The 13521-nt window shown below is 63.2% G+C and carries 11 protein-coding genes; all 11 read left to right on the top strand.

Going from position 1 to position 13521, the window contains the following annotated elements:
* Positions 1–47: 47 nt before the first annotated feature.
* The 11 genes from FGL86_RS01800 (at position 48) to FGL86_RS01750 (ending at position 13519) form a co-directional block, all read left to right on the top strand.
* A complete protein-coding gene (locus tag FGL86_RS01800) occupies positions 48–788 on the top strand; it encodes a heme ABC transporter permease (protein ID WP_147182999.1) in 741 nt (246 codons plus the stop codon).
* On the top strand, positions 785–985 hold the full coding sequence (gene ccmD / locus FGL86_RS01795) for a heme exporter protein CcmD (protein ID WP_342780065.1): 201 nt from the start codon (positions 785–787) through the stop codon (positions 983–985). Before FGL86_RS01800 ends, ccmD begins: the two co-directional genes overlap by 4 nt.
* The gene (gene ccmE, locus FGL86_RS01790; protein ID WP_147182998.1) at positions 982–1452 is read left to right on the top strand and encodes a cytochrome c maturation protein CcmE; all 471 of its coding nucleotides are present in this window, start codon (positions 982–984) and stop codon (positions 1450–1452) included. The genes ccmD and ccmE overlap by 4 nt, the downstream gene beginning before the upstream one ends.
* 24 nt (positions 1453–1476) lie before the next feature.
* On the top strand, positions 1477–3495 hold the full coding sequence (locus FGL86_RS01785; protein WP_147182997.1) for a heme lyase CcmF/NrfE family subunit: 2019 nt from the start codon (positions 1477–1479) through the stop codon (positions 3493–3495).
* Positions 3492–4019 carry a DsbE family thiol:disulfide interchange protein gene (locus FGL86_RS01780; protein ID WP_147182996.1) on the top strand — a complete coding sequence of 176 codons (528 nt, stop codon included), beginning with the start codon at positions 3492–3494 and terminating at the stop codon, positions 4017–4019. The genes FGL86_RS01785 and FGL86_RS01780 overlap by 4 nt, the downstream gene beginning before the upstream one ends.
* A gap of 50 nt (positions 4020–4069) precedes the next feature.
* The gene (locus FGL86_RS01775) at positions 4070–4537 is read left to right on the top strand and encodes a cytochrome c-type biogenesis protein (RefSeq protein WP_147186044.1); all 468 of its coding nucleotides are present in this window, start codon (positions 4070–4072) and stop codon (positions 4535–4537) included.
* Positions 4534–5772, top strand: a complete 1239-nt coding sequence (gene ccmI, locus FGL86_RS01770) for a c-type cytochrome biogenesis protein CcmI (RefSeq protein WP_147182995.1) — start codon at positions 4534–4536, stop codon at positions 5770–5772. The genes FGL86_RS01775 and ccmI overlap by 4 nt, the downstream gene beginning before the upstream one ends.
* 3 nt (positions 5773–5775) lie before the next feature.
* A complete protein-coding gene (smc, locus tag FGL86_RS01765) occupies positions 5776–9288 on the top strand; it encodes a chromosome segregation protein SMC (RefSeq protein WP_147182994.1) in 3513 nt (1170 codons plus the stop codon).
* 226 nt (positions 9289–9514) lie between these two features.
* Positions 9515–11089: a cell division protein ZipA gene (gene zipA / locus FGL86_RS01760; protein ID WP_147182993.1), complete on the top strand. Its 1575-nt coding sequence runs from the start codon at positions 9515–9517 to the stop codon at positions 11087–11089.
* A gap of 112 nt (positions 11090–11201) precedes the next feature.
* Entirely contained in the window at positions 11202–13253 is a 2052-nt protein-coding gene (gene ligA, locus FGL86_RS01755) for an NAD-dependent DNA ligase LigA (protein ID WP_147182992.1), read from the top strand.
* Positions 13250–13519: a YheU family protein gene (locus FGL86_RS01750; RefSeq protein ID WP_147182991.1), complete on the top strand. Its 270-nt coding sequence runs from the start codon at positions 13250–13252 to the stop codon at positions 13517–13519. The genes ligA and FGL86_RS01750 overlap by 4 nt, the downstream gene beginning before the upstream one ends.
* Positions 13520–13521: the final 2 nt, after the last annotated feature.

Here is a 13521-nt window from a genome sequence, read left to right as displayed (position 1 = left end):
GGCTTTTTTAAATACGGTTTTGAAACACGTTATGGGCGAAAGCGTCTATGTGGACCTTTTTTCACAAACTCGGATCTCCCAAATGGTTCTATGCCATCAGCGCCAGACTGCAGCCCTGGTTCTGGGCGCTGGCGGTGCTGTTGATCGTATCGGGTAGCGTCTGGGGGTTGGCCTACGCGCCGGCGGACTACCAGCAGGGCAACAGTTTTCGCATCATCTATGTGCACGTGCCCGCGGCCTTTCTCGCCCAGTCGATCTTCATTTCCATGGCGATTGCCGCGGTCATCTTCATGGTTTGGAAGATCAAGATCGCCGACATGGCGGCGAAGGTGATGGCACCGATCGGTGCCGCCATGACCTTCGTGGCGCTGTTTTCCGGCGCCGTCTGGGGCATGCCCACCTGGGGGACCTGGTGGATCTGGGATGCCCGGCTGACGTCGATGCTGATCCTGCTGTTCCTGTACGCCGGGGTGATCGCCCTGCGCGGCGCCTTTGCCAGCCGGGATAGCGGTTCCCGGGCAGCGTCGGTGCTGGCCATGGTCGGCGTCATCAATATTCCGATCATCAAGTATTCCGTGGACTGGTGGTATACCCTGCATCAGCCCGCTTCCTTTACCATCACTTCGCGCCCGGCGATGCCGGCGGACATGTGGTGGCCGCTGGTCATCATGGTGCTGGGCTTCTACTGCTTCTTCGTCGCTCTGACCTTGATGCGTACCCGCAGCGAAATCCTGCGACGGGAGTCCACCAAGCACTGGGTGCGGGAACTGACGAGAGGAGCGCGATGATGGCCTTCGACTCCTTCGCCGCTTTCTTGCACATGGGAGGACATGCGCCCTACGTGTGGTCCGCCTGGGGAATAACCGCCGCGCTGCTGCTGGGCAGCGTGCTTCTGGCCCGTCAGGAACGGCGCCACCTGCTGCGTGAACTCGAGCGCCGAGAGCGTCGAGACGCGCGACACGTCGGGAGGAACGACGAGCAATGAATCCAAAACGCAAGCAACGACTTTTTGTGATCCTGGGGCTGGTCAGCCTGGCCGCCATCGCGGTGGGTCTGACCCTCTATGCCCTGCGCAGCAATATCAACCTGTTCTTCAGCCCGATTCAGGTGGCGGCGGGAGAGGCACCTCTGGATCGCAGCATTCGTGCCGGCGGCATGGTCAAGGAAGGCAGCGTCGCCCGTAACCCGGAAAGTCTGGACGTGGAATTCGTGATTACCGACTACGTGGAAGAACTGCCGGTGCATTATAGCGGCATCCTGCCGGACCTGTTCCGGGAGGGGCAGGGCGTGGTGGTGGTGGGCCGGCTGACGGAAGCGGGCAACCTGGAAGCCACGGACGTGCTGGCCAAGCACGATGAGAACTATATGCCCAGCGAAGTCTCTGATGCCTTGAAGGATGCCGGTTATGCGCCGGAAGACTTCAAGGTTCAAGGCAGCAAGGCCAGTAACTAGCACAAGTCATAAGCGGGGGCATAGATGCTGACCAAGATACTACCCGAATTCGGCCATTTCGCCCTGGTGCTTGCGCTGCTGATCGCCGCAGTGCAAGCGGTGATTCCCCTGGCCGGCGCCGCCACCCGTCGTCCTTTATGGATGGCCTACGCCAAACCCATGGCCAGCGCTCAGTTCCTGTTTCTGGTGCTGGCCTACTTAAGCCTCACTGCGAGCTTCATGCTCGACGACTTCAGCGTCGTGGTGGTGGCGGACAACTCCAACTCCATGCTGCCCTGGTACTACAAGTTCAGCGCCGTATGGGGCAATCATGAAGGCTCGGTACTGCTATGGAGCCTGATGCTCGGCACCTGGGGCTTCGCGGTAAGTCGATTCTCCGGCAATCTGCCCAGGGACATGATGGCCCGGGTGCTTGGCATCATGGGGCTGGTCAGCACCGGATTCCTGGCCTTCGTGCTGCTGACCTCCAATCCCTTTGCGCGAACTCTGCCCGGCGTGCCCCAGGACGGCGCGGATCTCAATCCGCTGCTGCAGGACTTCGGTCTGGTCATTCATCCCCCGATGCTCTACATGGGCTACGTGGGCTTTTCCGTGGTCTTCGCCTTCGCCATTGCCGCGCTGCTCGGCGGGCGTCTCGACGCCGCCTGGACCCGCTGGGCGCGGCCTTGGACCAACGTGGCCTGGGCCTTTCTCACCGTGGGTATCGCCCTAGGTAGCTGGTGGGCCTACTACGAGCTGGGCTGGGGTGGCTGGTGGTTCTGGGATCCGGTGGAAAACGCCTCGCTCCTGCCCTGGCTTTCCGGCACGGCGCTGATTCATTCCCTGGCGGTCACGGAAAAGCGCGGCTCCTTCAAGAGCTGGACCGTGCTGCTGGCGATCATCACTTTCTCCCTGTCGCTGCTGGGCACTTTCCTGGTGCGTTCCGGCGTACTGACTTCCGTGCACGCCTTTGCCAACGACCCGTCCCGCGGACTTTTCATCCTGGTGCTGCTGGGTATCACCGTGGGGCTGTCGCTGCTGGTGTTCGCACTACGAGCGCCGCGAGTCAGTCACGCGGTCGGTTTCGGCTGGCTGTCCCGGGACTCTCTGCTGCTGGTCAACAATATCCTGCTGGTGGTCATGACCGTCACCGTGCTGCTGGGAACGCTGTATCCGCTGGTGCTGGACGCCCTGGACCTGGGCAAGATCAGCGTGGGTCCTCCCTACTTCAATGCCCTGTTCGTGCCGCTGACGGTGCTGCTGTGCATTTTCATGGGACTTGGGCCTGTCGCTCGCTGGAAGCAGATGCCCGGACGCGAGCTCGCCAAACGTCTGGGAATCGCCGCCGCGGCAGCCTTGGTGATCGGGCTGCTGATGCCGCTTCTCTACGGCGGCGAGTGGAATCTATGGGTATCCCTGGGGCTGGTGACGGCGCTGTGGATCGTGCTGCCGCTGGTACGCGACCTGTTCGACAAGACCCGCCATGCGAGCGCTGTCGGCGCGGGGCTCAAGCGGCTGTCGCTGTCTTACTGGGGCATGGTGCTGGGGCATGTCGGCCTGGCGGTGACCATCGTCGGAGTGGTGATGGTGTCCAACTACAACGTCGAGCGCAACGTGCGCCTCTCCCCCGGGGAAAGTGTGAGCGTCGCCGGGGATACCTACACCATGACCGACCTGCGCGAGGTGCGCGGTCCCAACTATCTAAGCGAGGTCGCTACCATTGAAGTCAGTCGTAACGACCGACTGCGTTTCGTGATGAACCCGGAAAAGCGGCTTTACCTGGCCCGGCGCATGCCCATGACCCAGGTGGCCCTGCGCCCGGGGCTGTTCCGGGATCTCTACGTGGCCATGGGTGAGGATCTGGGCGACGGCTCCTGGGCGGTGCGCATCCAGTCCAAGCCCTTCGTGCGCTGGCTGTGGCTGGGGGCGCTGTTGATGGCCGCGGGTGGAGTATTGGCGGTAGCGGATAAACGCTATCGCAGCCGGCGCGTCAGCGAGAATGCGGTGTCATCCAGTGAAGCGGCACCCGGCGCGGCGGCTAGCCTGAGGGAGGCCAAGGCATGAAGCGTCGCCTGCTGCTGCTGTTGCCTCTGGTGGTCTTCCTGATCCTGGCGGGGCTTCTTTACAAGGGGCTCTCCATGAATCCCAGCGATCGGGACAGCGCTTTGCTGGCTCAGGAGTTTCCCGCTTTCGAGCTATCGACTCTGAAAGATCCCGAGGTCAGAGTAGACGAATCCCTGCTGCAGGGCGAGGTGACCCTGGTCAACGTCTGGGGAGAGTGGTGCCCCACCTGCAAGCAGGAAATGCCCCAGCTGCTGGAGCTAGAGGATCGAGGCGTTCGCCTGGTAGGCGTCGACTACAAGGATACTCGAGAGCTGGGACGCAGCTTCCTCGAGCAGTACGGCGATCCCTTCGAAGTCAATGTGTTCGATCCGGAGGGTGATCTGGGCTTCGAACTGGGGGTATACGGCGCGCCGGAAACCTTCCTTGTCGATAAGGAGGGCATCATTCGTTATCACCATACCGGCTACATCGCGCCGGAAGACGTGGAGAAAGTCATCATGCCGAAGGTGGAAAAATGGCGCTGACAGGCACTCTTTTCTCACGAGCCCTCTTCTCACGCACTTTCTTCTTGCGAATCTTCCTCTTGCGGGTTTCGCTCCTGGCGGCTCTGGGATTGAGTGCTGGCAGCGTATTTGGTGCTATTGAACTGCACAGTTTCGACGACCCGGTATTGCAGCAGCGCTACGAATCGCTGACCTCCTCCATGCGCTGCCCCAAGTGCGAGAACCAGGCCATCGATGATTCCAATTCGCCGGTGGCCAAGGACATGCGCGAGCGGGTGGCTTCGCTGCTGCGCGATGACCGTTCCGATATCGAAATACAGAACTTCATGGTGGATCGCTTCGGCGACTACGTGCTCTACAATCCGCGTCTGGAAGGACGCACCTATCTGCTGTGGGGGCTGCCCGCGGGGCTGGTGCTGCTTGGGGCAATGCTGGTCTTTCTGATCCTGCACCTGCGCCGGCAATCTTCCGCCAAGTCGCTCTCCGCGGAGGAGCGCGCGCGACTGAACGCTTTGATCGAGGGCAAGAAACCCAAATGACGTTACTCTGGCTTGGCCTGGCGATACTGCTGTTGATCGCCATGTGGCTATTGATACTACCGCTGCGGCGTGCGGGAAAACTTCACGACGACCTGCAGGCCTACGAGGCGGAGGATCAGACCGCCCAGCAGAACGTGGCGATCTTTCAGCGTCGCCTGGCGTCCCTGGAGGCCGCCCTGGGCCGGGGCGATATCGACCAGCAGCGCTTCGAGGAGAGTCGACTGGAACTCGAGCGCAGCCTGCTGGAAGACACTCAGGCGCAAAAGCGCGCGCCCCTCAAGCGCGCCGTCTCCGGGCGCTGGCTGGTGCCGGTGATCATGCTGGCACTGGCGGCGGGGAGTCTCCTCTGGTATCAGCAGCAGGGCGCCGAGGGCGATCTGTCCCTGTACCTAGCCCAGCAGGAGGTGATGGCGGATCCTGACTCTTCCCTGGCGACTCTGATCGAGCGGCTCGAGCAGGAAGCCGTCAAACAGCCGGACAATCCCAAGGTCTGGTCGTCCCTGTTTCCGATGTATCGCAATCAGGGTCAGTTCGACAAAGCGATTCATGCCTTGAAACGTGTGATCGAACTCGAAGGCCGCTATCCGGAGCTGCTCGCCCAGCTGGCGCAGATGCAGTTCTTCGCCGCCAATCGTACCCTGACCAGCGAGACGCAAACCCTGGTGGATGAGGTGCTGGCGGAGGATCCCCGCCAGCCCACGGTACTCGGCATGCTGGGTATCGAAGCCTTCGATCATGGCCGCTATCAGGAGGCGATCAAGCACTGGCGCCGGGCGATGGCGGGCATGAGTGATCCCCAGGCGCAGAAGGCGTTGGAAGAAGGCATACAAGTCGCCCGGCAGCGCCTTGATCAAGGCGGCGAGGGCATGGCCGCCGCTCAAGAAGCCGGGCCCGAGCTCAGCGTGCGTCTCAGCCTGGATGATTCGCTGCGAGACCGGGTGCCGCCGGATACCCGGGTGTTTTTGGTCGCTCGGGATCTCAAGGAAGAAAAGCCGCCCCTGGCCATCGCCATGACCCAGGTCTCCGAGCTGCCCACCACCCTGGTGCTCGACGACAGCCGCTCGATGAGCGGCATGGGCAAACTGTCCTCGGAGAAGGAGGTCCGCCTGGTGGTGCGAGTCTCCCAGAGCGGTCAGGCTCAGCCGCAGCCCGGCGATCTGGCCGGCCAGCTCGAATCCGTGAGTGTCGCCACCAGCGATCCCGTCGAGGTGGTCATCGACCGGGTCGTCGACTGATTCATGCGTCTAAAGTCGATTCGCCTGGCGGGTTTCAAGTCCTTCGTCGATCCGGTCACGGTGCCCTTCGACGGCAACATGACCGCCATCGTCGGGCCCAACGGCTGCGGCAAGTCCAACGTCATCGACGCGGTGCGCTGGGTGATGGGAGAGTCCTCCGCCAAGACCCTGCGCGGCGAGTCGATGACCGACGTGATCTTCAACGGCTCCACCGAGCGCAAGCCGGTGGGCCAGGCCTCCATCGAACTCCTGTTCGACAATCGGGACGGCGCCATGGGCGGCGCCTACGCCCAGTACGCGGAAATCGCCGTCAAGCGCCTGGTCACCCGGGATAGCCAGTCCAGCTACTTCTTCAACAATCAGAAATGCCGCCGGCGAGACATCGCCGACCTGTTTCTCGGCACCGGTCTGGGGCCGCGCTCCTATGCGCTGATCGGCCAGGGCATGATTTCCCGGCTGATCGAGGCGCGTCCGGAGGAGCTGCGCGCGACGCTGGAGGAGGCCGCGGGCATCTCCAAGTACAAGGAGCGGCGCCGGGAAACCGAGAACCGCATGCGGCGTACCCAGGAAAACCTCGAGCGCCTGGACGACATTCGCGAGGAGCTGGACAAGCAGCTCGAACGACTCAAGCGCCAGGCGGAAGCGGCCCGGCGCTATCAGCAGCTCAAGCAGCAGGAACATCGCCTCAAGGGCGAGCTGGCGCTGCTGCGGGGACGGACGCTGCGGGCGGAGCAGAGCGAGCTGGACACCCGGGTGCGCGATCTGGAAATCGCCGTGGAACGAGAGCTGTTGGGCGCTCGCCAGTGCGAGACGCGCCTGGAAGAAGGCCGCCAAGGGCATGATCGGCTTGCGGAGCGCCTCGACAAGCAGCAGGCGCACTTCTACGACATCACCACCCAGGTTGCCCGGCTGGAACAGCAGCTTGAGCACACCCGCAGCCGGGAGCAGCAACTGGCCCGGGATCTGGATGCGACCCGCCGGGAACTGGGCGAGCTGGCCCGTCTGGAGGAAACCGACGATCAGCGTCTTGCGGAGCTGGAGGAACGGCTGAGTGATTTGGCGCCGGAACAGGAGATGGTGGCGGAATCCCTGGCGCAGCTGGAAGACGCACTGCTCGAGGCGGAAGCAGCGCACCAGGAGCAGAATCAGCGCTGGGAAGACTTCAATGAAACCCATCAGCAGGCCCGCCGGGAAGCCGAGCGCGCCCAGGATCGCGTACGCCATCTGGAGCAGACTCTGGAGACTCAGGTTCGAGAACTCGAGCGTCGCCGGCAGCAGCGCCGGGAGCTGCCGGAGATCGCTGGCCTCGAGACGGAGCGGGAGGAAATCAACGAGAGGCTTCTTGCCCTGGATAGCCAGCTCGAGCCCCTCGAAGAGCGACAGGCGCAGCTTGTGGAGAAACGACAAGCATCGAGCCGGCGGATTCAAGAAGCCGAACAGGCACGAGAGGTGCTGCGGGAACGACGCAGCGAACTCAAGGGGGAACTGGCATCCCTGGAAGCGCTGCTGCAAGCCGCCCTGGCGGAGAACGATACGGCGCTGGAAGACTATCTGCGCGAGCAAGGGCTGGTGGACGCGCCTCGTCTGGGTGAGCAGCTGGAGGTAGCGCCGGACTGGGAGGCGGTGATCACCTGGGTGCTGTCACCCTGGCTCAAGGCGCGTCTCGTTGCGCCAGAGCGATTGTCGGAGGCCTTCGCCGCCGGCGCGCCAGGGGCGCTCGCGCTGCTGGAAGACGCCGCGCCGCCGCAAGCCTTTCAAGCGGCCCCTTTGCAGGATCGTCTTGCGGACAAGGTAAAAGACGGGGGCGCGGTGACGGCGCTGCTGGCGGGTATTCGCTGCGCCGAGAGCGCTGCGGACGCCTGGACGGCACGGGACACACTGTCCGCCGGCGAGAGCGTCATCACGCGAGAAGGGCTGTGGCTCGGGCAAGGCTGGGCCCGTCAGCAAGGTGACGAGGATGCCGCCGCCGGCCTGCTCGCCAGCCGCCGTCGCCATGAAGAAATCACTGCTGCCTTGGCGCAGGTGGAGGAGCACCTGGCGGATCGCGAACAGCAGCTCGACGCCGCCAAGAACGAACGTCAGTGCGTCGACGCCGCCCAGGAGGATCATCGTCGCGAGCAGAGCGATCTTCAAGCGCGTCAACAGCAGGAGCGACTGGCGGAAGCCAGGGTGTCGTCGCGATTGGTGCATCTGAAAAGTCGCAGTACGGAACTAGAGGATGAGCTCGCGCGGTTCGAAGAGCAGCGGCAGACGCAGTTCCTGGCCCTCGAGGAAAGCCGCGAGCGGTGGCAGCAGGCCATGAGCGAACTCGAGGTCCAGCAGCAGACCCGGGAAAACCTGGAAAATCAGCGGCGCCAGGCTCAGGATACTCTGCGCTCCCTACGGGATCGCGAGCGCCCGCTGAGTCAGCGCGCCCAGCAGTTGGCCCTGGATCGCCAGCGTCTGACCACCGAGCGCGACGGCCTGCGAGAGCAGCGCCAGCGGGCGGAGGAGTCTCGGTCGCGGCTGGAGGAAAAGTGCGCTGTATTGGAAGAGCAGCGCGAGGTACTACGAGAACCGGATGAGGAAAGCCGCGAACGTCTGAATGAGCTGCTCGAACAGCGCAGCCAGGCGGAACAGACGTTGGCCCAGTCCCGGGATCAGGCGGCGGCCTTCGCCGAGCAGCTGCACAAGGATGAACAGCAGCGCCAGACCCACGAGCGTCAGCTGGAGTTCCACCGGGAGCGGCTTCAGGAAACCCGACTTCAGGTGCAGGCGCTGGCCCTCAAGGCGGAGACCCAGGACGAGCAGCTCAAGGAACTGGGTCACGATCCTCAGGCGCTGGCTGCCCACCTGGATGCCAACGCCACGGAATCCGCCTGGCGATCCAATCTCGACGAAGTGGAAAACAGGCTGCGGCGGCTCGGCGCGATCAACCTGACCGCCATCGAGGAATTTGATCAGCAGTCCGAGCGCCGCAACTATCTTGAAGCCCAGCATGCGGAACTCAGCGAAGCCCTGGATACCCTGGACCGCGCCATTCGCAAGATCGATCAGGAAACTCGGATTCGATTCAAGCAGACCTTCGATCGGGTCGATACGGGATTGCAGCGGCTGTTTCCCAAGGTGTTCGGCGGCGGCACCGCCTGGCTGACCCTGACCGGGGAGGATCTGCTGGAAACCGGTGTGGCGATCATGGCGCGGCCGCCGGGGAAAAAGAACAGTACCATTCATCTGCTGTCCGGAGGAGAGAAGGCGCTGACCGCGCTTTCCCTGGTGTTCGCCATCTTCGAGCTCAATCCCGCACCCTTCTGCATGCTCGACGAGGTAGACGCGCCCTTGGACGATGCCAACGTGGGCCGCTACGCCAAACTGGTGAAAGAAATGTCGGAAAGGGTACAATTCATTTATATCACCCATAACAAGATCGCCATGGAAGCCGCGGAGCGTTTGATGGGCGTGACCATGCAGGAACCCGGCGTATCGCGTCTGGTCTCGGTGGGTATCGAAGAGGCCTCGAGTCTGGCGGAGGCGTAAGCAACTTGCGTATGTGGATAAAAAAGGTTAACAAAGGCGGATATTCCAACGTTACGGACCAAATGTGCCGAAAGTAGACGTTTATAGACGACTACGGGTACCGACTGGGAATGGACGGATTGCCGCCGTCGCATCGACCAGGCTTGCATCGCCTCAAGCTGGCCCCTTTTTTGGTAATTGCGTCGCGCCGATATCGGCATGACGCCTTAGCGAACAGGCAAGACCCATGGAACTTAGAGAGTGGTTAATCATCCTGGGGTTGGCGCTGGTGACGCTTATCGTCATCGACGGCATACGCCGCCTCAAGCGTCAGCGCAGCGTACCGCGCCTGGATCAAGACGCCAGCGAAGGAGCGAAGTCTCCGCGCAAGCGCACCTCGGTACCGGTGGACGAGATCGACGGCGAGCATGATCCGGAAGAAGCGGCCAGGAATGCCCAGATCGACTGGGAGCTGCCCAACGGTGGCGCTCGAGTCGTGAAGCCCGCGGCCCAATCCACCAGTCCGCCCAAAGTCAATCAGGAACGCCAGGAGCCCTCCAGCGTTTACAGCGACTGGCAACGCAGCGAAAGCAATCGGCCCGCCTCCACTTCCTCGAGTTCCACCATTCGCGATACCGCTGCGGAGCGCCGGCGCGCGCTGGAAGAGGAGCGCGCACGAGAAGAAGCCCGCGCCAGCGAAGCGGCGCCGGAAAAACGTCAGGAACCGACGCTGAAGCCCTTCCCCACACCGGACCAGCCTCCCGAAGAAGCGGTAGACGCGACGAGTCAGCCGCCTACCCAGCCGATGCCGCCCCGCGAAAATTCTCTTCCAGGCGAGCTTGCGCCGCAGGTCGGTGAAGGCGCCGACAGGAGCGGCGTCACCGCCAGCGACGACGAAGCCGCCTCGCTTGCGAGGCTGGGCGGACTGGCCGCGGACCCGGAGGATCGCGAAAACCGCGACCACGAGGACGACGAGCGCTATCGAGTGATGGATTTCGATGGCATGAGCGATTCGTTTCGGTCTCATTCGTCTCGTATGGGGCAGTCCGTCCAGCGCTTCGGCAGCTCCTTGCAGAAAAACCTGTCCCAGCGCAAGCAGCAGCGTCGTCAGGAGAAAGAACAGCGAGAAAAGGAAAAGGCGGAGCGCAAGGCGCAGGAAGCCAGCCGTCGCCAACAGGAAAGGCAAGCGTCCGAGCGTTCGGCATCCGAGCGATCGGTGTCCGAGCGCCAGGCATCAGGACACGCTCGTCGGGATGAAGCCCCGCGTCAACCCGCCCCGGAAACCTCGCGTCACGCCGATGTTGCAGCTCATCCTTCGGTGGAAAAAGCCTTGCGCAATCATGTGGATGCGGGCCATGTCCAGGATACGCTGAGCAACGCGGAAGAGGTCGTCGTCATCAGCGTGCTGGCAAGAGATCCTCAGGGTTTCTCCGGTACCGCGCTGCTTGAACTGATGCTGGCCTGCGGGCTGCGCTACAGCCGCGATATGGGCATCTTCAACCGTTTCGAAACCGAGGATCCGGACAGCGAACTGCAGTTCAGCGTGGTCAATGTGGTCAAACCCGGCACCTTCCCCCTGGATACCATGGATGAGTTCGTCACTCCCGGCGTCACCCTGCTGCTGCCCCTGCCCGGCGCGGCGGATAGCGCAGGTGCTTTCGAGGCCATGTTCGAGACGGCAATGGTCATCGTGCGGCATCTGGGCGGCGAGCTTAAAGACGAGCAGCGCAGCGTCATGACGGCGCAAACCGTCGAATTCGCTCGCCAGCGGGTGAAGGAATTCGAGCGACGCCATCGGCTGCATCGCTATCAGGCGAACTGATTCGCTGAATGCCTTTCACTAGCACTTTTTGACTCGCGACAAGACCCCGCTTCGGGGTCTTGTCGTCTGGGCTTTCCGTTACCGATTCCGTTGCTGCGAGAATTCACCCCGCATGAGCCAACCCGACCAGACCCTTCGCGATGAAGCGGCTCGGCTGCGCGCCGAGCTCGACGATGCCAACTACCGCTATTACGTGCTCGACGAGCCGACCCTGACGGACGCCCAGTACGATGGCAAGCTGCGCCGCCTGCAGGAGATCGAGGCGGCCCATCCGGTGCTGGTGATTCCAGATTCTCCCACCCAGCGAGTGGGGGCAAGGCCGGCGGAGGGGTTTCCGGAAGTCGAGCATGCGCTGCCCATGCTGTCCCTGGACAACGCCTTCAACGAGGCGGAACTTGCCGCCTTCACCCAGCGGGTCGCGGAGCGCCTGGAGCGCGACGCCGACAGCCTCGAGTTCTGCTGCGAGCCCAAGTTCGACGGCGCAGCGATCTCGCTCGTCTACGAAGACGGCGTGCTGGTCAGCGGCGCCACCCGGGGGGACGGTCGTACCGGGGAGGGCATCACCACCAATCTGCGCACCCTGCGCTCGATTCCCCTCAAGCTGCGTGGCGATAACGTACCGACACTGCTGGAGGTACGCGGCGAGGTCATCATGAGCCATTCGGGTTTCGAAAAACTCAACGATCGCGCCAGGGAAGAGGACGCCAAGGTGTTCGCCAATCCGCGCAATGCCGCCGCCGGCAGTCTGCGCCAGCTCGATCCGCGCGTGACCGCCACCCGCCCGCTGGAATTCATCGCCTACCAGGTGGCGAGGCTGGAGCCGGACCAGGATCTCGCCACCCACAGCGAACTGATGGCGCGGCTGGAGCATCTTGGCTTTCGCATCAGCCCTTGGCTGGAGCAGGTCACAGGTGGCCAGGGAATCATCGATTACTGCCGGCGTCTCGGGGAGCGGCGAGACCGGCTCGATTACGATATCGACGGCGCGGTGCTCAAGATCGACGAGCTGCGGCTGCAGCGGGAGCTGGGTTTCGTCGCTCGGGCGCCGCGTTGGGCGATGGCCTTCAAGTTTCCCGCCCAGGAACAGACCACTCGGCTCAGAGACGTGGAGTTTCAGGTAGGGCGCACCGGTGCCATCACTCCGGTGGCCCGGCTCGAGCCGGTGGCCGTGGCCGGGGTGACCGTGGCCAACGCCACCCTGCACAACGCGGACGAAATCCGGCGGCTGGGGGTAATGATCGGCGACTGCGTGGCCATTCGCCGGGCGGGAGACGTCATTCCCCAGGTGGTGAGAGTCATCGAGGGCGCGCGGCCAGAGGATGCCCGGGAGATCGTCTTTCCCGAGCGCTGCCCGGTCTGCGACTCCCAGATCGAGCGGCTGGAAGGCGAGGCGGTAGCGCGCTGCTCCGGCGGCCTTTACTGCCCCGCCCAACGCAAGGAAGCGCTCAAGCACTTCGCCAGCCGCAAGGCCATGGATATCGACGGCCTGGGCGAAAAACTGATCGATCAGCTGGTCGAGCGGGATTGGGTCAAGACCCCGGCGGATCTGTATCGACTGCGGGTGGAAGACCTGGCGGAACTGCCGAGGATGGCGCAGAAATCCGCCGCCAATCTGGCTTTCGCGCTGGATCACTCCCGCCGAACCACTCTGGCGCGTTTTATCTACGCCTTGGGCATTCGCGAGGTGGGCGAGGCCACCGCGAACAACCTGGCGCGCCATTTCGGCAATCTATCCGCCCTGATGGAAGCGAGCGTCGAGTCGCTGGAAGCGATCAGCGATATCGGGCCGGTGGTGGCACGGCATATTCATACGTTCTTCCGTCAAGCTCATAATCAAAACACGCTGGAGGATCTGCAGCAGGTCGGCATCACCTGGGATGAAGTGGAGATGCAGCCCCGGGTTCAGCCTCTGGCCGGCCAGACCTGGGTGCTTACCGGCACCCTGGAGAGCATGACCCGAGATGAAGGCAAGGCGCGGCTGCAGGCGCTGGGGGCCAAGGTGTCCGGCAGCGTCTCGAAGAAGACCGCCTGTCTGGTAGCCGGGGAAGCCGCCGGAAGCAAGCTCACCAAGGCACAAGAGCTGGAGGTGCCGGTGATCGACGAGGCGGGCTTTCTCGAAAAGCTTCAGGAGTGGGAGTCTGCCAACGAGGAGGCCGAGACATGAACGAGCGCTTTATCGAAGTGCCTTATCGCCTGCTGCCGGGAGAGACACTGGACGGTCTGCTGGAAGCCTTCGTCACCCGCCAGGGCTACGACACCACGGATACCGGCGACGGCATGCATGGCTGGACCGCGGAGCTCAAGCGTCAACTCGAGCGCGGTGAGTTACTGGTGGTGCACGACCTGCAGACGGAACTCACCGAGATCATGACGCTGTCCCAGTGGCGGGCTTTCGGCCGCCGGCTCGCGGATGACGAGGAAGAAGGCTAGGC

Source organism: Pistricoccus aurantiacus, from assembly GCF_007954585.1.
GTDB lineage: Bacteria > Pseudomonadota > Gammaproteobacteria > Pseudomonadales > Halomonadaceae > Pistricoccus > Pistricoccus aurantiacus.
Note: the sequence above shows the minus strand (reverse complement) of the source record. Positions and strands in the feature narration are given on the sequence as shown.

Bases quoted from the DNA above. Each gene is read 5' to 3' on its own strand.
- ligA (WP_147182992.1), top strand. From the start codon at position 11,202: ATGAGCCAACCCGACCAGACCCTTCGCGATGAAGCGGCTCGGCTGCGC.
- FGL86_RS01780 (WP_147182996.1), top strand. From the start codon at position 3,492: ATGAAGCGTCGCCTGCTGCTGCTGTTGCCTCTGGTGGTCTTCCTGATC.
- ccmE (WP_147182998.1), top strand. From the start codon at position 982: ATGAATCCAAAACGCAAGCAACGACTTTTTGTGATCCTGGGGCTGGTC.
- smc (WP_147182994.1), top strand. From the start codon at position 5,776: ATGCGTCTAAAGTCGATTCGCCTGGCGGGTTTCAAGTCCTTCGTCGAT.
- FGL86_RS01785 (WP_147182997.1), top strand. From the start codon at position 1,477: ATGCTGACCAAGATACTACCCGAATTCGGCCATTTCGCCCTGGTGCTT.
- FGL86_RS01800 (WP_147182999.1), top strand. From the start codon at position 48: ATGTGGACCTTTTTTCACAAACTCGGATCTCCCAAATGGTTCTATGCC.
- ccmD (WP_342780065.1), top strand. From the start codon at position 785: ATGATGGCCTTCGACTCCTTCGCCGCTTTCTTGCACATGGGAGGACAT.
- ccmI (WP_147182995.1), top strand. From the start codon at position 4,534: ATGACGTTACTCTGGCTTGGCCTGGCGATACTGCTGTTGATCGCCATG.
- FGL86_RS01750 (WP_147182991.1), top strand. From the start codon at position 13,250: ATGAACGAGCGCTTTATCGAAGTGCCTTATCGCCTGCTGCCGGGAGAG.
- zipA (WP_147182993.1), top strand. From the start codon at position 9,515: ATGGAACTTAGAGAGTGGTTAATCATCCTGGGGTTGGCGCTGGTGACG.